This is a genomic window from Enterobacter sp. MGH 24, from assembly GCF_000493015.1.
Lineage (GTDB): Bacteria > Pseudomonadota > Gammaproteobacteria > Enterobacterales > Enterobacteriaceae > Enterobacter.
Map to the genome: position 1 here is coordinate 3,335,391 of NZ_KI535657.1, position 21,176 is coordinate 3,356,566.

Consider the following 21,176-nt stretch of genomic DNA (forward strand, 5'->3'; position numbering starts at 1 on the left):
CCATAAAAAAACCGCCATCAGGCGGTTTTTTTATTTCTACCGTGATTAACGGTGTGCCAGCTCGGCATCGTCTTCACTTTCCAGAATCGCTTTGTCGGTCTGCTTCAGCCACTGGCTGGTCAGCGTACCGGCGGTCATGGAGCCGCTCACGTTCAGCGCGGTACGACCCATGTCGATCAGCGGTTCAACGGAGATCAGCAGGGCGACCAGCGTCACGGGCAGACCCAGCGCAGGCAGCACAATCAGCGCGGCGAAGGTTGCGCCACCGCCAACGCCAGCGACGCCTGCAGAACTTATGGTAACAATCCCAACCAGCGTGGCGATCCATACCGGATCCAGCGGGTTAATCCCAACGGTAGGGGCAACCATCACGGCCAGCATCGCCGGGTACAGACCCGCACAGCCGTTCTGACCAATGGTGGCACCAAAGGAGGCAGAGAAGCTGGCGATGGATTCAGGCACGCCCAGGCGACGGGTTTGCGCTTCAACGTTCAGCGGAATAGACGCGGCGCTGGAACGGCTGGTGAAGGCAAAGGTCAGGACCGGCCAGACTTTACGGAAGTATTTCAGCGGGCTGACGCCGTTCACGCCCAGCAGGATGCCGTGTACCACGAACATAATGCCCAGGCCGAGATAAGAGGCGACAACGAAGCTGCCCAGCTTAATGATGTCCTGCAGGTTAGAGCCGGCAACCACTTTGGTCATCAGCGCCAGCACGCCGTAAGGGGTGAGCTGCATGACCAGACGTACCAGCTTCATCACCCAGCTTTGCAGGGTGTCAATCGCGGTCAGCACGCGTTCGCCTTTTGGCGCGTCGTCTTTCAGCAGCTTCAGCGCCGCTACGCCCAGGAACGCGGCGAAAATAACCACGCTGATGATCGAGGTTGGACTCGCACCGGTCAGGTCAGCAAACGGGTTCTTCGGAATGAAGGAGAGCACCATCTGCGGCACGGTCAGGTCAGCTACTTTACCCACGTAGTTGGTTTGAATCGCGGTAAGACGCGCCGTTTCAGCCGTACCCTGAACCAGACCTTCTGCGGTCAGGCCAAACAGGTTAGTGACCAGCACACCCACCAGCGCGGCAATCAGCGTGGTGAACAGCAGCGTACCAATGGTCAGGAAGCTGATTTTACCCAGTTGGGTTGCGTTATGCAGGCGGGCAACGGCGCTCAGAATAGAGGCGAACACCAGCGGCATAACGATCATCTGCAGCAGCTGGACATAGCCGTTACCGACGATGTTGAACCACTGAATCGAATCTTTCAGAACTGGATTTTCGGAGCCATAAATCGCCTGTAATGCCAGACCAAATACGACACCCATGGCCAGACCAACCAGCACTTTTTTCGCCAGGCTCCACTGTTTATGGCGCGCCTGCGCGAGAAGCAATAGCAATACAACGAACACAACGACGTTCGCGATGAGTGGAAAATTCATCCCCGTTCTCCTGATTTATTATTGGGTCGGTTTTTACCGATCCTGTTGGCGGAAGGTTAGCAGAAGTGTGATGCAGCGCTTATATCCAAATGGAATGGGTTATGACAAATGGGATAATTTTGTCGGTTTACTGTTCAATCTGGTGATGAATAAAGCGATTGAACTGAAATTGCAGCGAATTAATCATCTGGGATGACCAGCGGACTGCACTGTTTTCGGGCAAGGTTTGCGGCATCCAGACCGCGTAAGCAAACAGCGCCATGCACAGTGCACGCTCAAGCTGGTTACCTTTCTGCGGTGCGAGGATGGGAAAACGGAAACGCCAGCGGCAGGGCCACAGCAGCGGCACGCCCGCAGGCGTCAGCATATCGGCGAGAATATGGCTTAAATAACCCAGCACCATTCCCTGAATGGCATCGGCAGGGACTATCCAGCTTTCGGGCACTTTTAAATAGAAAAGCGTCAGCAGGCCAAACACGGCCAGCAGGCTGTGCGTAAACCCCCGGTGGCCGAACGCGCGGGCAATGGGTTTTGATACCCACTTCAGGCGCTGCCCGAGGAAGGATTTAGGATGGTCAATATCGGGCAGCAGACAGGTCAGGACGGCGGAAGGGACAATATGCCACCAGTCCCCCTGTGCCAGCACGGGAGTGAGTTCAGCGTTTTTGGCAAATACTGCGCACGCAATTGAAAAAAGCAGGTGGCCTTCCGCCGTCATGATAAAACCCACGAAACTGTCAATTCATACAGTATAGGGTTTTTATACAGTAGGCGGAAGAGGTGACGGTGTAACTGTTTGTCACAAACCGGAGGAGGGCGTTAGCCGCCCTGCAGATGATGCGCCGTGAGTTCTGCCAGTGAATTAAGCTTCACGTCGGCAAGCGCAAACCGGGGATCGTGGCGGCCTTCTTCAGCGGGCACCACAATGGAGCGCATCCGCGCAGCCTTCGACGCCACCATACCGTTAACGGAATCTTCCAGCGCAACGCAGTGAAGTGGATCAAGACCCAGCTTTGCGGCACAGTCCAGATAGACCTGCGGGTGCGGCTTGCTGTAAGGCAATTTTTCAGCGGACGCCAGGGCATCGAAACTGTCGCGCAGTTCAAACATCGTGAGCACTTTTTCCAGCATGTGCAGCGGTGAAGCCGAGGCCAGGCCAACCTTCAGCCCCTGGGCTTTACACAGCGCGACGGCCTCCCGTACGCCGTGCAGCAGCGGCCTGCTTTCTTCCACCAGAGAAATGGCGCGGCTGATAATGCGTGCGGTCACCTCATCGCGATCGGGACCTACCCACGGCTGTTGGGCAAACCACAGGTCAACCACCATATCGATGCGCAGGCCCAGCGTATCGGGAAGTTCATTACGGCGGCTGATATCCACGCCCAGGCTGGCTATCACATCTAGTTCGGCGCGATCCCACAGCGGTTCGGAATCGATCAGTAATCCATCCATGTCAAAAATTGCGGCAAGAATTTGGCGCGGTGTCGACATCACAACGTCTCCTTTTCCAGGGTGTTCGACAGACGATACGTGCTAAGCACACTCTGCAATTTAGCATATTGCTTTCAAAGATCGGGCGAAATTGATGGCCAGCAGGTAGACTTAGGCACAAATAACGCGTCTTTATGAAGAGGAACTGATGACGTATCAACAAGCTGGACGCATTGCGGTCTTAAAACGTATTGCTGGCTGGGTGATTTTTATTCCTGCCGTCATTTCTACGCTGATTTCTGTACTCAAATTTATGTACGATCACAGCGAAAAACAGCCGGGTATCAATGCGGTAATGCTTGATTTCGCTCATGTCATGATTGAGATGATGCGTTTTAATACGCCATTTTTGAATGTCTTCTGGTTTAACTCGCCCACCCCGGATTTTCATCAACAGCTGAATATCGGCTTTTGGGTAATATACGCCCTGATCTTTGTCGCGCTGGCACTGCAGGCCTCTGGCGCGAGAATGAGTCGCCAGACGCGCTTTTTACGCGAAGGCGTTGAGGATCAGTTGATTCTGGAGCAGGCCAAAGGCCCGGAAGGAATGAGTCGGGAGCAGATTGAATCCCGCATTGTTGTGCCGCGTCACACCATTTTCCTGCAAATTTTCCCGCTCTATATCCTTCCCGTGATTATCATTGTGGCGGGATATTTCTTCTTCTCACTGCTCGGTTTTCTGTAAACGATTAGGGTGGCGGCAAGGCCACCCGTTCTCTTCTCAGGCGGCAAGCATGCGCTCAAGTGCCCGCTGCGCGTTAACAAGGTGTTCTCCGCCAAAAAGAATGGCACGGTTCATCAGCGTATAAAGCTGATACACCAGCTGGCGGTCGAGGAAACCGGGCGGCAGGGGAGAAACAGACTGGTATCCGTCGTATATCTGCGGCGGCTGCTCAGGATGAAGCGGCAGCATGGCAAGATCGCACTCTCTGTCACCCCAGTAGCAGGCCGGGTCAAAGATGTACGGGCCGTTGGGGCCCAGCGCGCAGTTATTGGACCACAAATCGCCGTGAAGCAGCGACGCCTGAGGCTGGTGGGATGCCAGACGCTGTTGAACGTGCTCGACGATGGCATCAATATTGCCAAATTCCAGCCCTTTCTCGGCGGCCAGCTCAAGCTGCCAGCCAATGCGCTGCTCGGCAAAAAACGTTGACCAGCGACGCTGCCAGGCATTGGGCTGTGGCGTGGTGGAGAGATCGTTGTCAAAGTCGAGACCAAACTGCGGCTGGTCGCTCCATTGATGCAGGCGCGCTAGCTGTTGGCCGAGGATGAAGGCATTGTGGGCATCCAGCGGCCGGGCAGGGAGATACTCCATCACCAGGAAGCTGTAGGCGCGGTCGCTCCCCACGGCCAGAACCTGCGGGACCGTCACCGTTTTACTGCGCGACAGCAGCTCCAGCTGATCGGCTTCGGCGGTAAATATCGGGAGCAGCTCTCGCTCATCGCACTTAACGAAAAGATCGCGCCCTGCGTAGCGTAAATGCCACGCGGCGTGGATTTCACCGCCTGGCAGTTCGTTACGCAGTTCAATTTCACCTTCACCCAGCTGCTCACGTAAAAGATGACTGATAGCCTGCCACATGTTGTCTCTCCCATGTTGTCTGCCAGATCATAAAGTTAGCGCATAACTGCGGTAAAAAAATACGAACTAACGCACACCTGAGCGGTTTAAATTCATACAGCGCACTTATTGTTCTTTTTTCCGCCAGCTTTCCCAGGTATCCACGTCAATTTCGGCAGGCTTGTCGGTCACGCTCTCCACCAGACTGGCGGCCAGCGCATGAACCTCTTCCTTGCTTAGGGCTCCGATCAGACCAAATGTCAGGGTGCCTAAATCATGAATATTGCCCTCGTCATCCGTCAGGGTGAGGAGAAAATTAGCCCGGGTGAAGGCGTTGTTGAGCTCATTCAGCTCGGTCAGCGATGCTTCATGAAGGTTGATGGTCACGACGTAGCGTGTGATGTCACCACTGCTCATAATTCACCTCATTGTTATCATGGAAGTTTTCTTAGCATAGTCGATAGTTTGCGTTTGGCGACTCAGAGAGGACATTCCCCTCCGTAAGGACGGAGGGGAAAAGACGTTAATTTCGGGACAGGTAATCGACGATTTTTTGCGTATCGGCAAGCGAACAGAGACGCGTGCCCTGGTTGATGGTGGCGGCGCTACCCGCCGCCACGCCGTAGCGTGTCATTTCGAGCAGAGACGCACCCTGCGCCAGTTTTAGCGTCATCGCGCCCACCATGCTATCGCCCGCGCCAACCGTGCTCTGGCTCTTCATCGGCGGTGGGACAACCTGAACGGACGACGATTCATCGACTGCCAGCGCCCCCTGAGGGCCAAGGGAGACTACTACGCGCCGCACTTTTCCGCTGCGCACCAGCTCCTGCGCGGCGGTGCGCACATCATCAGGCTGTGTCAGTTCGCGGTTGACCAGCGCGCTTAACTCTTTCTGGTTGGGTTTGACCAGCTCCAGATTGCCGGGCACTAAGGCCGCCTGCAGGGCTTCGCCGCTGCTGTCGACAATGCAGCGGATACCGCGTTGCTGTACCGCCTGAATCAGCGCCGTTAATTTTTCCGTGCTGACGCCGGGCGGCAGGCTGCCGCTTACCACCAGCAGCGCGCCGCTTTCTATCGTCAGCACTTTCTCTTCAAGCTGACGAAACTCGTCATCGCTGAGTTTCGCACCCGGCATGACAAAACGGTACTGCTCGCCGCTGGACTCCACGTGGACATGCAGGTTTTGCCGCGTCCAGTCTTTGGCCTCGACGGTCTCTACGGCTACCTGTTCATCTGCCAGCAGAGAGACCAGGTGTTCACCGGTGGCACCGCCTGCGGGGAAAATTGCCGTGGCTTTGCCGCCGAGGTGGGTAATAGCGCGCGCCACGTTGATCCCTCCACCGCCGGGCTCAAATACCGGGGCGCTACAGCGCAATTTACCTTCCGGGTAAATCTGCGGCGTCAGGGTGGCGGAATCCAGGGAAGGGGAGAGCGTCAGAGTATAAATAGAAACCATCATTACCTCCTTTTAGTATGGGTTCTTATTAGCCTGGCACCATTTGACAGGAAGGCAATGTAAATAACAGTATGATTTTAAATATGAATACTGACAAAAAGTGAGGCGGGGGATATATAAAATAAAACGCTTTTTGAGATCGTTCTTATTCAAAAAATGAAATAAGAAAACATTGCTATGTTATTTGCGGCTTTTTATAATTTGTTACCTTTCTCTGGACGCCTTGTCATTGATCCTCAAGAAAGATTCCGGGACCGTGTGGTCTCTTTTTTTGTTGTACGGACTCCTTAATAAAATGAAGCTTTTAAAGACAGTGCCCGCTGCACTGATGCTGGCGGGTGGCGTGTTTGCGGCTATGAACGCGACCGCTGATGATACCGTTTTTACTGTCATGGACGATCCTTCCACCGCGAAAAAACCGTTTGAAGGTAACCTGAACGCCGGGTACCTGGCACAATCCGGTAACACGAAAAGCTCTTCTCTCACGGCGGACAGTACGCTCACCTGGTACGGCAACACCACCGCCTGGTCTCTGTGGGGTAATGCCAGCAACACTTCCGCTAATGACGAACGTTCTTCCGAGAAATATGCGGTAGGCGGACGTAGCCGTTACAACATGACCGATTATGACTACCTGTTTGGACAGGCAAGCTGGTTAACCGACCGTTACAACGGTTATCGCCAGCGAGATGTGTTTACTGCGGGTTATGGTCGCCAGTTCCTCAACGGTCCGGTACACAGCCTCCGTTTTGAATTCGGTCCTGGTGTGCGTTATGACGAGTACACCAATGGCGATACCAAAACCCAACCGCTCGGTTACGCGTCCGGTACCTATGCCTGGCAGATGACTGACACCACCAAATTTACCCAGGGTGTTTCTGTATTTGGTGCCGACGACACGACGCTGAACTCTGAGACGGCGCTGAACGTGGCTATCAACGAACACTTTGGTCTGAAAGTCGCCTACAACGTGACCTGGAACTCTTCACCACCAGAATCTGCGCCGGATCATACCGACCGCAGAACCACGGTTTCACTGGGTTATAGAATGTAATGAAAGCGGGCCGATGATGATGTCGGCCCGTTTATTGTCTGTGGCTTTTTGACGTCCCTTCTGATGGCGTGTCTTCGCCCCTAGCCCCAAATCATTGCCGCCCAACGGAGTAGCAGCATTGCGCCGCAGATGGCAATCAGCACCAGCACCATTTTCCAGTGTTTTACGGCAAATCGTTTTGTTGGCATAACCTAATCCTTGTTCGTTGATACCCACAGTCTACCAAACAGGGCCGAAATATGCCCCTTTTCAGGATCGATTGGGTTATGCCAGCGCAGGGTTCGGCTCAGAACCAGTGGAATCGTTCGGCGAGAATCAACACTAAACCTGTGGCGGAAAGGATGTTCAATATCACAACCGTTCTACTGGATACGTTCATGGTATGCACCTTTGGGTTTAAGGACCTGTTCAAGAGTAGTCCAGCATCTCTGGAATACGGGCACCGGGAATATGCGACCTGCAAATTCATGCTAAAGTGCCAGCACATCAATCTGCCAGCAGAGGGTGCAATCTCCCTTTTGTTAGTGTTAACATTGCAAGGCTTACCGTAAATCCGACGTTGTCTGATTTTTCGGCAGGTGAATGATGGCGAACCAATTTGACGATTGTTGGTCAGATGGTGTCGTAATCTATTGTCAAATCACGATTATTTTCTTTGTATATGCTCTTATGTGTGGGGCATCACTGCAAATAAGGATATAAAATGCCTGTAATTACTCTTCCTGATGGCAGTCAACGCCATTTCGACCGTGCTGTCAGCCCAATGGATGTTGCCCTGGACATTGGTCCTGGTCTCGCGAAAGCGACTATCGCTGGCCGTGTTAACGGTGAGCTGGTGGATGCCTCCGATCTGATCGAAAACGATGCGACGCTTGCAATCATCACCGCGAAAGACGAAGAAGGTCTGGAGATCATTCGTCACTCCTGCGCGCACCTGTTAGGTCATGCCATCAAACAGCTGTGGCCAAACACCAAAATGGCGATCGGTCCGGTTATCGACAATGGTTTCTACTACGACGTTGACCTTGACCACACCCTGACTCAGGAAGATATCGACGCGCTCGAAAAACGCATGCACGAGCTCGCCGAAACGAACTATGACGTCATCAAGAAGAAAGTCAGCTGGCACGAAGCGCGTGAAACCTTCGTGAAGCGCGGCGAGAGCTACAAGGTCTCTATTCTTGACGAAAACATTTCGCATGATGACAAGCCTGGCTTGTACCATCACGAAGAATACGTCGACATGTGCCGTGGACCGCACGTGCCGAACATGCGCTTCTGTCATCACTTTAAGCTGATGAAGATCGCAGGCGCCTACTGGCGTGGCGACAGCAACAACAAGATGTTGCAGCGTATTTATGGTACCGCATGGGCCGATAAAAAAGCCCTGAACGCGTACCTGCTGCGCCTGGAAGAGGCGGCGAAGCGTGACCACCGTAAAATCGGTAAGCAGCTTGACCTGTACCACATGCAGGAAGAAGCGCCGGGTATGGTGTTCTGGCATAACGACGGCTGGACCATCTTCCGTGAACTGGAAACCTTCGTACGCTCCAAGCTGAAAGAGTACCAGTATCAGGAAGTGAAAGGCCCGTTCATGATGGACCGTGTGCTGTGGGAAAAAACCGGCCACTGGGACAACTATAAAGATGCGATGTTCACCACCTCGTCTGAGAACCGTGAGTACTGCATCAAGCCAATGAACTGCCCGGGCCACGTTCAGATCTTCAACCAGGGTCTGAAATCCTACCGCGACCTGCCGCTGCGTATGGCGGAGTTCGGTAGCTGCCACCGTAACGAGCCATCAGGTGCGCTGCACGGTCTGATGCGCGTTCGTGGCTTTACTCAGGATGATGCGCATATCTTCTGTACTGAAGATCAGGTTCGTGATGAAGTTAACGCCTGTATTCGTATGGTCTACGATATGTACAGCACCTTTGGCTTCGAGAAGATCGTGGTCAAACTCTCAACGCGTCCGGAAAAACGTATCGGTAGCGATGAGACCTGGGATCGTGCAGAAGCGGATCTCGCCGTGGCGCTGGAAGAGAACGGTATTCCGTTCGAATACCAGCTGGGCGAGGGCGCATTCTACGGTCCGAAAATTGAATTTACCCTGTATGACTGCCTCGATCGCGCATGGCAGTGCGGTACTGTACAGCTGGACTTCTCCCTGCCGCAGCGTTTAAGCGCCTCTTATGTTGGCGAAGACAACGAGCGTCAGGTACCGGTAATGATTCACCGTGCAATTCTCGGTTCTCTGGAGCGCTTCATCGGCATCCTGACCGAAGAGTTCGCCGGCTTCTTCCCAACCTGGCTTGCGCCAGTGCAGGTCGTGGTGATGAACATTACCGATTCTCAGGCGGATTACGTTAAAGAATTGACGCAGAAACTACAAAATGCGGGCATTCGCGTAAAAGCAGACTTGAGAAATGAGAAGATTGGCTTTAAAATCCGCGAGCACACTTTACGTCGTGTCCCGTATATGTTGGTCTGTGGTGATAAAGAGGTGGAAGCAGGCAAAGTTGCCGTTCGCACCCGCCGTGGTAAAGACCTGGGCAGCCTGGACGTAAGTGAAGTGATTGAGAAGCTGCAACAAGAGATTCGCAGCCGCAGTCTTCAACAACTGGAGGAATAAGGTATTAAAGGCGGAAAACGAGTTCAAACGGCACGTCCGAATCGTATCAATGGCGAGATTCGCGCCCAGGAAGTTCGCTTAACAGATCTTGAAGGTGAACCACTGGGGATTGTGAGTCTGAGAGAAGCGATCGAAAAAGCTGAAGAAGCTGGAGTAGATTTAGTTGAAATCAGCCCTAACGCCGAACCGCCAGTTTGTCGTATCATGGACTACGGCAAGTTCCTTTATGAAAAGAGTAAGTCTTCTAAGGAACAGAAGAAGAAGCAAAAAGTTATCCAGGTTAAGGAAATCAAATTCCGTCCTGGTACCGACGATGGCGATTATCAGGTAAAACTCCGCAGCCTGATTCGCTTTCTGGAAGATGGCGATAAGGCCAAGATCACACTGCGTTTCCGCGGTCGTGAGATGGCCCACCAACAGATTGGTATGGAAGTGCTTAACCGCGTCCGTGACGATCTGAGTGAACTGGCAGTAGTCGAATCCTTCCCTACGAAGATCGAAGGCCGCCAGATGATCATGGTGCTCGCTCCTAAGAAGAAACAGTAAGGCCTTCAAGCAGCAAAATCTGTGGAGCCTTCGGGTTTCATAGGTTTTGTTCGCCTATGTTTCGTTTATTTAACAATGCGAAGTGGAAGTTATTAAGATGCCAAAAATTAAGACCGTACGCGGTGCTGCTAAGCGCTTCAAAAAAACCGGTGGTGGTGGATTTAAGCGTAAGCACGCAAACCTGCGTCATATTCTGACCAAAAAATCTACTAAGCGTAAACGTCACCTGCGTCCAAAAGGCCTCGTTTCTAAAGGCGATCTGGGTCTGGTTATCGCGTGCCTGCCGTACGCATAAGCCGTTAACGTTTAATTTTTTTACTAAGAATATAGATACAGGAGAGCACATATGGCTCGCGTAAAACGTGGTGTAATTGCACGTGCACGTCACAAGAAAATTTTGAAACAAGCTAAAGGCTACTACGGTGCGCGTTCACGCGTTTACCGCGTTGCCTTCCAGGCTGTTATCAAAGCAGGTCAGTACGCTTACCGTGACCGTCGTCAGCGTAAGCGTCAGTTCCGTCAACTGTGGATTGCGCGTATCAACGCAGCAGCACGTCAGAACGGTATTTCTTACAGCAAATTCATCAACGGCCTGAAAAAAGCCTCTGTTGAAATCGACCGTAAGATCCTGGCTGACATCGCAGTATTCGACAAAGTAGCGTTCACCGCTCTGGTCGAAAAAGCGAAAGCAGCACTGGCATAAGCCAGTTGAGAGAGGGGGCCTGGCTCCCTCTTTTCATTTAACACCATCAGAAGATTGACATTTATCCGTCCAGGCTTTTCAATAAGGTCTTAACGGTTTTTACCAGACAAGGTAACGCAAGCATGAATGCTGCTATTTTCCGCTTCTTCTTTTACTTTAGCACCTGATTTCAGGAGGCTAGCGCGTGAAAGATGAAACGAAAAACAGCGCCAGATAAGCCTCCCGATGGAGGCTTTTTTTGTGCCTGAATTTGAGAGAATAACTCCACCAAATCGGTGTCTGCACCGACATAATGAGGAAAATCATGTCACATCTCGCAGAGCTGGTTGCCAGTGCAACAGCCGCCATTAATCAGGCCTCAGATGTTGCCGCGTTAGACAATGTCCGCGTCGAATATCTTGGGAAGAAAGGGCACCTGACCCTTCAGATGACAACCCTGCGTGAGCTGCCGCCAGAAGAACGCCCGGCAGCGGGTGCGGTGATTAACGAAGCCAAAGAGCAGGTACAGCAGGCGCTGAACGCGCGCAAAGCCGAGCTGGAAAGCGCGGTGCTGAATGCGCGTCTGGCCGCAGAGACGATCGACGTTTCGCTGCCGGGGCGTCGTATCGAAAACGGCGGTCTGCACCCGGTTACCCGCACCATCGATCGCATTGAAAGTTTCTTCGGTGAGCTCGGCTTTACCGTGGCGACTGGCCCGGAAATCGAAGATGATTACCATAACTTCGACGCCCTGAACATTCCTGGCCATCATCCGGCACGCGCTGACCACGACACTTTCTGGTTCGACGCTACGCGTCTGCTGCGTACTCAGACCTCCGGCGTTCAGATCCGTACCATGAAGGATCAGGAGCCGCCAATCCGTATTATCGCGCCGGGCCGCGTCTATCGTAACGACTACGATCAGACCCACACCCCGATGTTCCACCAGATGGAAGGTCTGATTGTTGATAAAAACATCAGCTTCACCAACCTGAAGGGCACGCTGCACGATTTCCTGAACAACTTCTTTGAGGAAGATCTGCAGGTTCGTTTCCGCCCGTCCTACTTCCCGTTTACCGAACCGTCTGCGGAAGTTGACGTGATGGGTAAAAACGGCAAATGGCTGGAAGTGCTGGGCTGCGGCATGGTGCATCCAAACGTGCTGCGCAACGTGGGTATCGATCCGGAAGTTTACTCCGGCTTTGCCTTCGGTATGGGCATGGAGCGTCTGACCATGCTGCGCTACGGCGTGACCGACTTACGTGCATTCTTCGAAAACGATCTGCGTTTCCTCAAACAGTTTAAATAAGGGCAGGACAGAACAATGAAATTCAGTGAACTGTGGTTACGCGAGTGGGTTAACACCACGCTGGACAGCGACGCGCTTTCTAACCAGATCACCATGGCGGGACTGGAAGTGGACGGCGTTGAGCCGGTTTCCGGTGCCTTCAACGGCGTGGTCGTTGGCGAAGTGGTAGAGTGCGGCCAGCACCCTAACGCTGACAAACTGCGCGTGACAAAAGTGAACGTGGGCGGTGACCGTCTGCTGGATATCGTCTGCGGTGCGCCAAACTGCCGTCAGGGCCTGAAGGTGGCCGTGGCGACCGTCGGTGCGGTGCTGCCGGGCGATTTCAAAATTAAAGCGGCTAAGCTGCGCGGCGAGCCGTCTGAAGGCATGCTGTGCTCCTTCTCCGAGCTGGGTATTTCCGACGACCACAACGGCATCATTGAGCTGCCGCTGGATGCGCCAGTCGGCACCGATATCCGTGAATACCTGAAGCTTGATGACAACACCATCGAAATCAGCGTCACGCCAAACCGTGCCGACTGCTTAGGTATCATCGGCGTGGCGCGCGACGTGGCCGTGCTGAACCAGACCGAGCTGAACGCGCCGGACATTGCGCCGGTTGAAGCGACCATCAGTGACGTGCTGCCTATTCAGGTTGACGCTGCGGATGCTTGCCCGCGCTACCTCGGTCGCGTGGTGAAAGGCATCAACGTGAAAGCGCCAACCCCGCTGTGGATGAAAGAGAAGCTGCGTCGCTGCGGTATCCGCTCTATCGACGCGGTAGTTGACGTGACCAACTACGTTTTGCTGGAGCTGGGCCAGCCAATGCACGCGTTCGATAAAGACCGCATCGACGGCGGCATCGTTGTGCGCATGGCGAAAGAGGGCGAAACCCTGGTTCTGCTGGACGGCAGCGAAGCGAAACTGAACGCCGACACCCTGGTGATTGCTGACCACAGCAAAGCGCTGGCAATGGGCGGTATCTTCGGGGGCGAGCACTCAGGCGTGAATGACGAGACGCAAAACGTCCTGCTGGAATGCGCGTTCTTCAGCCCGCTCTCCATCACCGGTCGCGCACGCCGTCACGGCCTGCATACCGATGCCTCTCACCGCTACGAGCGCGGCGTTGACCCGGCGCTGCAGTACAAAGCGATGGAACGTGCAACCCGCCTGCTGATCGACATCTGCGGCGGTGAAGCGGGCCCGGTTATCGACGTCACCAACGAAGCGACCCTGCCGAAGCGTGCCACCATTACCCTGCGCCGCAGCAAGCTGGACCGCCTGATTGGCCATCACGTTGCCGATGCGCAGGTGACCGACATCCTGACGCGTCTGGGCTGCGAAGTGACCGAAGGCCAGGACGAGTGGAAAGCCGTTGCGCCATCATGGCGCTTCGACATGGAAATTGAAGAAGATCTGGTGGAAGAAGTGGCCCGCGTTTACGGCTACAACAATATCCCTGACGAGCCTGTCCAGGCCGGTCTGGTAATGGGCACCCATCGTGAAGCCGATCTGTCCCTGAAGCGTGTGAAAACCATGCTGAACGACAAAGGCTACCAGGAAGTGATCACCTACAGCTTTGTGGATCCGAAACTGCAGCAGCTGATCCACCCGGGTCAGGAAGCCCTGATCCTGCCAAGCCCGATTTCCAGCGAAATGTCTGCGATGCGTCTGTCCCTGTGGACGGGCCTGCTGGGTACTGTGGTTTATAACCAGAATCGTCAGCAAAACCGCGTGCGAATTTTCGAAAGCGGTTTGCGCTTTGTACCGGATAATCAGGCAAATTTAGGCATCCGTCAGGATCTCATGCTGGCTGGCGCCATCAGCGGCAACCGCTATGAAGAGCACTGGGACCTGGCAAAAGGCACGGTTGATTTCTACGATATGAAGGGCGATCTGGAAGCAGTTCTGGATCTGACCGGTAAATTATCTGAAATTGAATTCCGCGCAGAAGCCATCCCGGCTCTGCATCCGGGCCAGAGCGCAGCCATCTATTTAGACGGCAAACGCGTTGGTTTTATTGGAGTTGTTCACCCTGAGCTGGAGCGCAAGCTAGACCTGAACGGCCGTACCATCGTGTTCGAGCTGGAATGGAACCCGGTGGCTGACCGCGTTATTCCTCAGGCTCAGGACGTCTCCCGCTTCCCGGCAAACCGCCGTGATATCGCGGTTGTGGTCGCGGAAAATGTGCCCGCAGCAGATATTTTGGCCGAATGTAAGAAAGTTGGCGTAAATCAGGTAGTTGGCGTAAACTTATTTGACGTGTACCGCGGCAAGGGCGTAGCAGAAGGTTTCAAGAGCCTCGCTATTAGCCTTATCCTTCAGGATACCAGCCGTACACTCGAAGAAGAGGAGATTGCCGCTACCGTCGCCAAATGTGTAGAGGCATTAAAAGAGCGATTCCAGGCATCATTGAGGGATTGAACCTATGGCGCTTACAAAAGCTGAAATGTCAGAATATCTGTTTGATAAGCTTGGGCTTAGCAAACGGGATGCCAAAGAGCTGGTAGAGCTGTTTTTCGAAGAGATCCGTCGTGCTCTGGAAAATGGTGAGCAGGTAAAACTCTCCGGTTTTGGCAATTTTGATTTGCGAGACAAAAACCAACGTCCGGGCCGCAACCCGAAGACGGGGGAAGATATTCCCATTACAGCCCGCCGCGTGGTGACCTTCAGACCCGGCCAGAAGTTAAAAAGCCGTGTCGAAAACGCAACGCCCAAAGCAGAGTAATATGAACTAACTAAAAAGGCCGCCCACGCGGCCTTTTTTCTTTGCGCTCCCCGGCAAACCCGCCGTAAAATCAATTACATCTCACGTTACTAAAACCGTACACATGCTTGATTATGCCCATTTCCAGCACCGTTCCGATCGGCGTCACCTGCTTTTGCTGGTGCTGTTGCTCATTGTCGCCGCGGCCGTGAGCCTCTGCGCCGGAGACAGATGGATTGGGCCTGAAAGCTGGTGGGGGCCGGACGGGCAGCTCTTCGTCTGGCAAATTCGCCTGCCGCGCACCGTCGCGGTAGTTCTGGTAGGCGCCGCGCTGGCGCTGTGCGGCACCATTATGCAGGCGTTGTTTGATAATCCGTTAGCGGAGCCCGGTCTGCTCGGCGTGTCGAACGGAGCTGGCGTGGGTCTGATTGCGGCGGTGATGCTGGGCGGGGGAGAGCTCTCCGGATGGAGTATTAGCCTGAGCGCTATTCTCGGTGCATTACTGATCACAGCAATTCTTCTTCGCTTCGCCAGACGGCACCTATCGACCAGCCGTCTGCTGCTTGCCGGCGTGGCGCTGGGGATCATCTGTAGCGCGCTGATGACCTGGGCGGTCTACTTCTCAACATCCTTTGACCTGCGTCAGCTGATGTACTGGATGATGGGCGGCTTTGGGGGCGTTGACTGGCACCAGGGCTGGCTGATGGCGCTGCTGGTACCGGTCATCGTGTGGGCTGCCCTGCAGGCGCAGCCGCTGAATATGCTCGCGCTGGGTGAAACCTCTGCCCGCCAGCTCGGTATGCCGATTGGGTTCTGGCGTAATGTGCTGGTAATAGCCATTGGCTGGCTGGTGGGCGTCAGCGTGGCTCTGGCGGGCGCGATCGGCTTCATCGGGCTGGTGATTCCGCACATGCTGCGCCTGTGTGGCCTCACGGACCATCGGACCCTGCTTCCGGCTTCGGCGGTTGCCGGGGCCGTCACGCTGCTGGTGGCCGATATCATCGCCCGGCTAGCCCTGACGGCCGCAGAGCTGCCGATTGGCGTGGTGACCGCCACGCTGGGCGCGCCGGTATTTATCTGGCTACTATTAAAAGCTGGACGTTAAATCAACTAGCCGTAAGACAACCTGAGGGAATGCTATGCAGACTAATATTCTGAATACCGAAGTGACCACCATTGACGGCGAGAAAACCACGCTGGAAGGCTACAAAGGCAACGTGTTGCTTGTCGTCAACGTGGCATCCAAATGTGGCCTGACGCCGCAGTACGAGCAGCTGGAAAACATTCAGAAGGCCTGGGAGAAAGACGGTTTCACCGTGCTGGGCTTCCCGTGCAATCAGTTCCTGGGCCAGGAGCCGGGCAGCGAAGAGGAGATCAAAACCTTCTGCAGCACCACCTATGGCGTGACGTTCCCGATGTTCAGCAAAATCGATGTCAACGGTGAAGACCGCCATCCGCTGTATGCGAAGCTGATCGCTGCCGCGCCGAAGGCCGTTGCGCCGGAAGGAAGCGGTTTTTATGAACGCATGGCCAGCAAAGGCCGCGCGCCGCTTTACCCGGACGATATCCTGTGGAATTTTGAAAAATTCCTGATTGGCCGCGACGGCCAGGTTGTTCAGCGCTTTTCGCCGGATATGACCCCTGAGGATCCAATCGTCATGGAATCGATCAAGCTGGCGCTGGCGAAATAATGTCGTTGCTGATGCAGCTCACGGACGTTGCCGAGAAGGGGCGTCTGGAGCCGATAACCGATACCGTCAATGCGGGCGAAATCCTGCATCTTGTCGGGCCAAACGGTGCGGGGAAGAGCACGCTGCTGGCGCGGATGGCAGGCATGACCGACGGAGAAGGGCAGATAACGCTGCTGGAGCATACGCTCGCCGACTGGTCGCCGGTCTCGCTGGCGCATCGGCGCAGCTACCTGGTGCAGCAGCAGGTGCCGCCTTTTGCGATGCCGGTCTGGCACTATCTGATGCTGCATTTGCACGACAAACAACAGACGTCACTGCTGACGGACGTGGCCGCGGCTCTGGGGCTGGAAGATAAACTGTCCCGGCATGCCAGCCAGCTTTCCGGCGGAGAGTGGCAGCGGGTGCGCCTGGCGGCCGTGATCCTTCAGATCCACCCGGCAGGCAATCCTCACGGGCGGATGCTGCTTCTTGATGAGCCCATGAGCGGTCTGGACGTGGCGCAGCAGGCGGCACTGGATACGCTGCTAAGCGCCCTGAGCCGAAAAGGTATCGCCGTAGTCATGAGCAGTCATGATCTCAATCATACCCTGCGTCATGCCCACCGGGTGTGGCTGTTGTCGAAGGGAAAGATGATCGCCAGCGGCGCGCGGGATCGGGTTCTTACGCCGCCCCATCTTGCCCGCGCGTACAACATGTCGTTCCGCAGGCTGGATATAGAGGGACATAAGATGCTGATTTCTACCGGGCAGGCGTAACCGTTTCTTGCCTCTTAGCACAATTGCACGCTAAATTACGAAAAGAACAAAAAAAGCAGAGGATTCGTCTGAAATGCGATTCTGGTTTCTCCTGATGGCCACACTCTTTCTTGCAGGATGCAGTAGCCATCGTGCGCCGCCGCCTAACCCACGGCTTTCAGATTCGATCACCGTCATTGCCAGCCTTAACGATCAGCTGAGCAACTGGCGCGGCACGCCTTATCGCTACGGCGGCATGAGCCGCGGCGGTGTGGATTGCTCCGGCTTCGTTCTGATGACGTTTCGCGATAAGTTTGATTTACAGCTTCCCCGCGAAACGCGCAAACAGGCAGAAATAGGCACTGAAATTGATAAAGACGATCTTCTGCCCGGGGACCTGGTTTTCTTCAAAACCGGATCGGGTGAAAGTGGTCTTCATGTAGGAATATATGATACAGACAATCAGTTCATTCACGCGTCGACCAGCCGCGGCGTGATGCGCTCTTCTCTTGATAATGTTTACTGGCGTAAAAATTTCTGGCAGGCACGACGTATATAATCTTTGTTGGATTCTTCTCTTATGACGGCATGATAAGTAATAAAGCATGCCGTTTTTTCGCAAATAAGATGCTTAAAGTTAAATTTACCTAAAATTAGCGAATCCTGCATGTGTCTGTTTTATCTAAAACTGGCTATTATTCTGCAACCAGGATAAAATTATTTTAGATTCAGGGATAAATCTGAAAATTAATACGGAACTAATGAAATTAATCTTATTAAAATCAAGACAGTGGAATTGTGTCGGCAATTGCTCCAGGATGTCCTCTCTCATCTTTAATGCGGGGCGAGTGCAATGATTATTACGCTAGATAATGCTTACCAGTCTGAACTGCTGCTTTTACCTGCCCGTAATAGCGCAGGTGAGCTTAAAGGTTTAGAAATTCTGGTTAACTTTACTGGCGTCGGCAGCGATGTGCGGATCCCCACTGAGCTTGTTATCCCTCGGCTTTCAGCGGCTGAAGAGTTAGCGCTGTTTAACGAAAAACTGCAATTGCTTGATACCTGTAAACTGTTTTTTATTCAGCATCAGTTAATTGCATGGATCAATATTACACCTGCAATAGTTGAGTTTTTATTAAGTAATGGAAACGCTGTTTCAATCCTTGAGCGTTATCCGTTTCTTGAGTTTACTGTTAATGAGAATTATCCAGGTTTAAATAACGGAAAGGACGATCTGCAGCTGGCGAGAATGGCAATCCATTTCCCGCTGGTCCTGGCAAACTTTGGTGCAGGCGCCGCATCGCTCAAAGCGGTCTATGATGGATTATTTAAACGGGTAATCCTTGATAAAGGATTCATTCAGCAGCGTGCTCCGGAGCTCTCTTTTGAGCCTTTTATGCGCGCCATCCTCTGGCAAATCACGCCGCACTGCCAGTCAGTGATCGTCTCGGGCATTGACGACCACGGCCTGTTGCAGCGCGTTTTGTCCTTCAATTTTGGCGCAATGCAGGGGGCTCTCTGGCCAGCCGTCTCTGCAGAACATGTCACTACGCTGGTTCAGCAGCGATAACCCTTGCTTTCGCCCGTGTTTAAGTGCCGGTAAACCCTCTACACTAAAAGCAGGAGGACCTATGACCCTGTCTTTTACTGCTCACTGGCATGACGAGTTGCCTGGCTTTTACACCGCACTCAAACCAACACCGTTACAAAATTCACGCCTTATCTGGCATAACGATTTGCTGGCAGAAGAGCTGGCCATTCCGCCTGAACTGTTTCAGCGTTCAGAGGGCGCAGGCGTCTGGGGCGGTGAAACGCTTCTCGCCGGTATGCAACCTCTGGCTCAGGTCTATAGCGGACATCAGTTTGGCGTCTGGGCGGGACAGCTGGGCGACGGCAGGGGGATCCTGCTCGGTGAACAACAGCTGCCCAACGGGGAGACGGTTGACTGGCATCTGAAAGGCGCAGGCCTTACTCCCTGGTCGCGAATGGGCGACGGGCGCGCGGTACTGCGTTCAACGATTCGCGAGAGCCTGGCGTCCGAAGCGATGCATGCCCTGGGGATCCCCACCACTCGCGCGCTGTCCATTGTCACCAGCGATACGCCGATAGTGCGCGAAACGGTAGAAAAGGGGGCAATGCTGATGCGCATCGCGCAAAGCCATTTGCGCTTCGGTCATTTTGAGCACTTTTACTATCGCCGGGAGCCGGACAAGGTTCGCCAGCTGGCTGACTTTGCCATTCGTCACCACTGGGCGCATTTGCAGGACGACGCGGATAAATACGTTCTCTGGTTCAGGGATGTGGTTGCCCGAACCGCAGCCCTGATTGCCCGCTGGCAAACGGTAGGCTTTGCCCATGGCGTGATGAATACGGACAACATGTCGATTCTCGGGTTGACCTTCGATTACGGTCCGTTCGGTTTCCTGGACGATTACCAGCCGGGGTATATCTGCAACCACTCCGACTATCAGGGACGTTACAGCTTTGACAATCAGCCAGCGGTTGGCCTGTGGAACCTGCAGCGGCTTGCGCAAACCCTGTCGCCGTTTATCGACGTTGATGCCCTCAACGATGCGCTCGACAGCTATCAGGACATTTTGCTGCGAGAATATGGCACGCTGATGCGCAACAAGCTGGGGCTGATAACGCAGGAGAGGGGCGATAACGATATCCTCAATGGCCTGTTTGCCCTGATGGCGCGCGAGGGCAGTGATTATACCCGTACCTTCAGGATGCTGGGCCAGACGGAGCAGCACAGCGCGGCCTCCCCGCTGCGCGACGAATTTATTGACAGGCAGGCGTTTGACGACTGGTTTGCACAGTACCGCGCGCGGCTGCAGCAGGAGCAGGTGGATGACGCCACCCGCCAAACGCAGATGAACGCGACGAATCCCGCGATGGTGTTGCGCAACTGGCTGGCGCAGCGGGCAATTGAGCAGGCAGAGCAGGGGGAGTACAGCGAATTACACCGCCTGCACCTGGCGCTGCGCACGCCGTTTGCCGACCGGGATGATGACTACGTCAGCCGCCCGCCGGACTGGGGCAAGCGGCTGGAGGTCAGTTGCTCAAGCTAGTCTTTTGGCCGGGTGGCGGTTTCGCCTTACCCGGCCTGGAAATCACTGCGCAACCCATCCGCCATCCATATTCCACGCGGCGCCGCGAACGTTCACGGCGCTGTCGCTGCACAAAAACAGCGCCAGTTCACCCAGTTGCTCCGGGGTGACAAACTCGCCCGAAGGCTGTTTCTCTGCCAGAAGCCGATCGCGAGCCTGCTCCGGCGGCACGCCCTCAGCGATACGCTTATCAATTTGCTGTTGCACCAGCGGCGTCAGTACCCAGCCTGGGCAGATGGTATTGGCGGTAACACCGGTGCGGGCGGTTTCCAGCGCCAGCGATTTCGTAAAGCCCACTACGCCATGCTTGGCGGCCACGTAGGCTGACTTCTCTTTTGACGCGACCAGCCCGTGAACGGAGGCGATATTAATGATGCGCCCCCAGTTTTTCTCGCGCATGGCGGGCAGCGCCAGCCGGCTGGTGTGAAATACCGAGGAGAGATTAATGGCGATAATGTCGTTCCATTTCTCCACCGGAAACGCGTCAACCGGGGCGACATGCTGTATCCCGGCGTTGTTGACAAGAATGTCCACGCCGCCAAACTGCGATTCGGCGTAGCGCATCATGGCTTCTATTTGCAGCACGTCACGCAGGTCCGCATCGTGATAGCCCGGCTTTTTGCCCTGTTGCGCAATCTCTTCTCTTGCTGATTCGCTGTCGCCGAAACCGTTGAGAATCAACTGTGCTCCGGCCTTCGCCAGTACGCGGGCGATCCCCAGGCCAATGCCGCTGGTCGAGCCTGTCACCAGGGCGGTCTTACCGTTCAGGTTCATCTTTCTCTCC

At 54.4% G+C, this 21,176-nt stretch carries 25 protein-coding genes and 1 other annotated feature; of the genes, 16 read left to right on the forward strand and 9 right to left on the reverse strand.

What is annotated here, in order from left to right; all coding sequences use genetic code 11:
- Positions 1-45: 45 nt before the first annotated feature.
- The 3 genes from L370_RS06250 to hxpB form a co-directional block, all read right to left on the reverse strand.
- Entirely contained in the window at positions 46-1,437 is a 1,392-nt protein-coding gene (locus tag L370_RS06250) for an L-cystine transporter (protein ID WP_023335365.1), read from the reverse strand.
- A 127-nt stretch (positions 1,438-1,564) separates the two neighbouring features.
- Positions 1,565-2,155 (reverse strand): metal-dependent hydrolase, encoded by a 591-nt coding sequence (locus L370_RS06245; RefSeq protein ID WP_023335366.1) that lies wholly within the window; start codon positions 2,153-2,155, stop codon positions 1,565-1,567.
- A 101-nt stretch (positions 2,156-2,256) separates the two neighbouring features.
- Positions 2,257-2,928, reverse strand: a complete 672-nt coding sequence (hxpB, locus tag L370_RS06240; protein WP_023335367.1) for a hexitol phosphatase HxpB — start codon at positions 2,926-2,928, stop codon at positions 2,257-2,259.
- A gap of 148 nt (positions 2,929-3,076) precedes the next feature.
- On the opposite strand from hxpB, the gene L370_RS06235 reads away from it, so the two are divergent.
- Positions 3,077-3,613: a YniB family protein gene (locus L370_RS06235; protein WP_023311291.1), complete on the forward strand. Its 537-nt coding sequence runs from the start codon at positions 3,077-3,079 to the stop codon at positions 3,611-3,613.
- 36 nt (positions 3,614-3,649) lie between these two features.
- On the opposite strand, the gene L370_RS06230 is transcribed toward L370_RS06235, so the two are convergent.
- From L370_RS06230 to pfkB, 3 genes are all read right to left on the reverse strand, one after another.
- The gene (locus L370_RS06230) at positions 3,650-4,510 is read right to left on the reverse strand and encodes a fructosamine kinase family protein (RefSeq protein WP_023335368.1); all 861 of its coding nucleotides are present in this window, start codon (positions 4,508-4,510) and stop codon (positions 3,650-3,652) included.
- A gap of 105 nt (positions 4,511-4,615) precedes the next feature.
- Positions 4,616-4,906 carry a type V toxin-antitoxin system endoribonuclease antitoxin GhoS gene (gene ghoS, locus L370_RS06225; protein ID WP_023335369.1) on the reverse strand — a complete coding sequence of 97 codons (291 nt, stop codon included), beginning with the start codon at positions 4,904-4,906 and terminating at the stop codon, positions 4,616-4,618.
- Positions 4,907-5,012: 106 nt separating this feature from the next.
- Positions 5,013-5,945 carry a 6-phosphofructokinase II gene (gene pfkB, locus L370_RS06220; protein WP_023335370.1) on the reverse strand — a complete coding sequence of 311 codons (933 nt, stop codon included), beginning with the start codon at positions 5,943-5,945 and terminating at the stop codon, positions 5,013-5,015.
- A 295-nt stretch (positions 5,946-6,240) separates the two neighbouring features.
- Between pfkB and L370_RS06215 the strand changes: the two genes are divergently transcribed.
- On the forward strand, positions 6,241-6,999 hold the full coding sequence (locus tag L370_RS06215; protein WP_032638330.1) for a DUF481 domain-containing protein: 759 nt from the start codon (positions 6,241-6,243) through the stop codon (positions 6,997-6,999).
- 80 nt (positions 7,000-7,079) lie between these two features.
- On the opposite strand, the gene yniD is transcribed toward L370_RS06215, so the two are convergent.
- Together yniD and yncL are read right to left on the reverse strand one after the other, a co-directional pair.
- Complete coding sequence (yniD, locus tag L370_RS23455) at positions 7,080-7,187, reverse strand: small membrane protein YniD (protein WP_008500658.1); 108 nt, start codon at positions 7,185-7,187, stop codon at positions 7,080-7,082.
- 98 nt (positions 7,188-7,285) lie between these two features.
- Positions 7,286-7,486 carry a stress response membrane protein YncL gene (gene yncL, locus L370_RS23825; protein ID WP_081706866.1) on the reverse strand — a complete coding sequence of 67 codons (201 nt, stop codon included), beginning with the start codon at positions 7,484-7,486 and terminating at the stop codon, positions 7,286-7,288.
- 216 nt (positions 7,487-7,702) lie between these two features.
- On the opposite strand from yncL, the gene thrS reads away from it, so the two are divergent.
- The 14 genes from thrS (at position 7,703) to selO (ending at position 20,353) form a co-directional block, all read left to right on the forward strand.
- Positions 7,703-9,631 (forward strand): threonine--tRNA ligase, encoded by a 1,929-nt coding sequence (gene thrS / locus L370_RS06205; RefSeq protein WP_008500657.1) that lies wholly within the window; start codon positions 7,703-7,705, stop codon positions 9,629-9,631.
- 3 nt (positions 9,632-9,634) lie between these two features.
- Positions 9,635-10,177: a translation initiation factor IF-3 gene (gene infC, locus L370_RS0122070; RefSeq protein ID WP_014069901.1), complete on the forward strand. Its 543-nt coding sequence runs from the start codon at positions 9,635-9,637 to the stop codon at positions 10,175-10,177.
- 97 nt (positions 10,178-10,274) lie between these two features.
- A complete protein-coding gene (gene rpmI / locus L370_RS06200; RefSeq protein WP_003030583.1) occupies positions 10,275-10,472 on the forward strand; it encodes a 50S ribosomal protein L35 in 198 nt (65 codons plus the stop codon).
- Between the two features lie 51 nt (positions 10,473-10,523).
- A complete protein-coding gene (rplT, locus tag L370_RS06195) occupies positions 10,524-10,880 on the forward strand; it encodes a 50S ribosomal protein L20 (RefSeq protein ID WP_000124850.1) in 357 nt (118 codons plus the stop codon).
- Between the two features lie 117 nt (positions 10,881-10,997).
- Positions 10,998-11,122: a sequence feature (Phe leader region), on the forward strand.
- Complete coding sequence (gene pheM / locus L370_RS23465) at positions 11,003-11,047, forward strand: pheST operon leader peptide PheM (protein WP_001386830.1); 45 nt, start codon at positions 11,003-11,005, stop codon at positions 11,045-11,047. Its footprint overlaps the feature before it by 45 nt.
- 62 nt (positions 11,123-11,184) lie before the next feature.
- A complete protein-coding gene (gene pheS, locus L370_RS06190; RefSeq protein WP_010426091.1) occupies positions 11,185-12,168 on the forward strand; it encodes a phenylalanine--tRNA ligase subunit alpha in 984 nt (327 codons plus the stop codon).
- 15 nt (positions 12,169-12,183) lie between these two features.
- Positions 12,184-14,571, forward strand: a complete 2,388-nt coding sequence (gene pheT / locus L370_RS06185) for a phenylalanine--tRNA ligase subunit beta (protein WP_023335373.1) — start codon at positions 12,184-12,186, stop codon at positions 14,569-14,571.
- Between the two features lie 4 nt (positions 14,572-14,575).
- Positions 14,576-14,875, forward strand: coding sequence for an integration host factor subunit alpha (ihfA, locus tag L370_RS06180; RefSeq protein ID WP_003857805.1), 300 nt, complete (start codon positions 14,576-14,578; stop codon positions 14,873-14,875).
- Between the two features lie 103 nt (positions 14,876-14,978).
- Positions 14,979-15,959: a vitamin B12 ABC transporter permease BtuC gene (btuC, locus tag L370_RS06175; protein WP_023335374.1), complete on the forward strand. Its 981-nt coding sequence runs from the start codon at positions 14,979-14,981 to the stop codon at positions 15,957-15,959.
- Between the two features lie 34 nt (positions 15,960-15,993).
- Positions 15,994-16,545 (forward strand): glutathione peroxidase, encoded by a 552-nt coding sequence (locus tag L370_RS06170; protein WP_023335375.1) that lies wholly within the window; start codon positions 15,994-15,996, stop codon positions 16,543-16,545.
- Positions 16,545-17,300, forward strand: a complete 756-nt coding sequence (gene btuD, locus L370_RS06165; RefSeq protein ID WP_023335376.1) for a vitamin B12 ABC transporter ATP-binding protein BtuD — start codon at positions 16,545-16,547, stop codon at positions 17,298-17,300. The genes L370_RS06170 and btuD overlap by 1 nt, the downstream gene beginning before the upstream one ends.
- 73 nt (positions 17,301-17,373) lie before the next feature.
- On the forward strand, positions 17,374-17,838 hold the full coding sequence (locus L370_RS06160) for a C40 family peptidase (RefSeq protein ID WP_023335377.1): 465 nt from the start codon (positions 17,374-17,376) through the stop codon (positions 17,836-17,838).
- Positions 17,839-18,132: 294 nt separating this feature from the next.
- Positions 18,133-18,849: an EAL domain-containing protein gene (locus L370_RS06155; RefSeq protein ID WP_023335378.1), complete on the forward strand. Its 717-nt coding sequence runs from the start codon at positions 18,133-18,135 to the stop codon at positions 18,847-18,849.
- Between the two features lie 61 nt (positions 18,850-18,910).
- Complete coding sequence (gene selO / locus L370_RS06150) at positions 18,911-20,353, forward strand: protein adenylyltransferase SelO (RefSeq protein WP_023335379.1); 1,443 nt, start codon at positions 18,911-18,913, stop codon at positions 20,351-20,353.
- 42 nt (positions 20,354-20,395) lie between these two features.
- On the opposite strand, the gene L370_RS06145 is transcribed toward selO, so the two are convergent.
- Positions 20,396-21,166: a 3-hydroxybutyrate dehydrogenase gene (locus L370_RS06145; protein ID WP_023335380.1), complete on the reverse strand. Its 771-nt coding sequence runs from the start codon at positions 21,164-21,166 to the stop codon at positions 20,396-20,398.
- Positions 21,167-21,176 lie beyond the last annotated feature (10 nt).

Coding starts and splice junctions, on each gene's coding strand:
- L370_RS06250 (WP_023335365.1), bottom strand. CDS start 1,437: ATGAATTTTCCACTCATCGCGAACGTCGTTGTGTTCGTTGTATTGCTA.
- L370_RS06245 (WP_023335366.1), bottom strand. CDS start 2,155: ATGACGGCGGAAGGCCACCTGCTTTTTTCAATTGCGTGCGCAGTATTT.
- hxpB (WP_023335367.1), bottom strand. CDS start 2,928: ATGTCGACACCGCGCCAAATTCTTGCCGCAATTTTTGACATGGATGGA.
- L370_RS06235 (WP_023311291.1), top strand. CDS start 3,077: ATGACGTATCAACAAGCTGGACGCATTGCGGTCTTAAAACGTATTGCT.
- L370_RS06230 (WP_023335368.1), bottom strand. CDS start 4,510: ATGTGGCAGGCTATCAGTCATCTTTTACGTGAGCAGCTGGGTGAAGGT.
- ghoS (WP_023335369.1), bottom strand. CDS start 4,906: ATGAGCAGTGGTGACATCACACGCTACGTCGTGACCATCAACCTTCAT.
- pfkB (WP_023335370.1), bottom strand. CDS start 5,945: ATGGTTTCTATTTATACTCTGACGCTCTCCCCTTCCCTGGATTCCGCC.
- L370_RS06215 (WP_032638330.1), top strand. CDS start 6,241: ATGAAGCTTTTAAAGACAGTGCCCGCTGCACTGATGCTGGCGGGTGGC.
- yniD (WP_008500658.1), bottom strand. CDS start 7,187: ATGCCAACAAAACGATTTGCCGTAAAACACTGGAAAATGGTGCTGGTG.
- yncL (WP_081706866.1), bottom strand. CDS start 7,486: ATGTGCTGGCACTTTAGCATGAATTTGCAGGTCGCATATTCCCGGTGC.
- thrS (WP_008500657.1), top strand. CDS start 7,703: ATGCCTGTAATTACTCTTCCTGATGGCAGTCAACGCCATTTCGACCGT.
- rpmI (WP_003030583.1), top strand. CDS start 10,275: ATGCCAAAAATTAAGACCGTACGCGGTGCTGCTAAGCGCTTCAAAAAA.
- rplT (WP_000124850.1), top strand. CDS start 10,524: ATGGCTCGCGTAAAACGTGGTGTAATTGCACGTGCACGTCACAAGAAA.
- pheS (WP_010426091.1), top strand. CDS start 11,185: ATGTCACATCTCGCAGAGCTGGTTGCCAGTGCAACAGCCGCCATTAAT.
- pheT (WP_023335373.1), top strand. CDS start 12,184: ATGAAATTCAGTGAACTGTGGTTACGCGAGTGGGTTAACACCACGCTG.
- ihfA (WP_003857805.1), top strand. CDS start 14,576: ATGGCGCTTACAAAAGCTGAAATGTCAGAATATCTGTTTGATAAGCTT.
- btuC (WP_023335374.1), top strand. CDS start 14,979: ATGCTTGATTATGCCCATTTCCAGCACCGTTCCGATCGGCGTCACCTG.
- L370_RS06170 (WP_023335375.1), top strand. CDS start 15,994: ATGCAGACTAATATTCTGAATACCGAAGTGACCACCATTGACGGCGAG.
- btuD (WP_023335376.1), top strand. CDS start 16,545: ATGTCGTTGCTGATGCAGCTCACGGACGTTGCCGAGAAGGGGCGTCTG.
- L370_RS06160 (WP_023335377.1), top strand. CDS start 17,374: ATGCGATTCTGGTTTCTCCTGATGGCCACACTCTTTCTTGCAGGATGC.
- L370_RS06155 (WP_023335378.1), top strand. CDS start 18,133: ATGATTATTACGCTAGATAATGCTTACCAGTCTGAACTGCTGCTTTTA.
- selO (WP_023335379.1), top strand. CDS start 18,911: ATGACCCTGTCTTTTACTGCTCACTGGCATGACGAGTTGCCTGGCTTT.
- L370_RS06145 (WP_023335380.1), bottom strand. CDS start 21,166: ATGAACCTGAACGGTAAGACCGCCCTGGTGACAGGCTCGACCAGCGGC.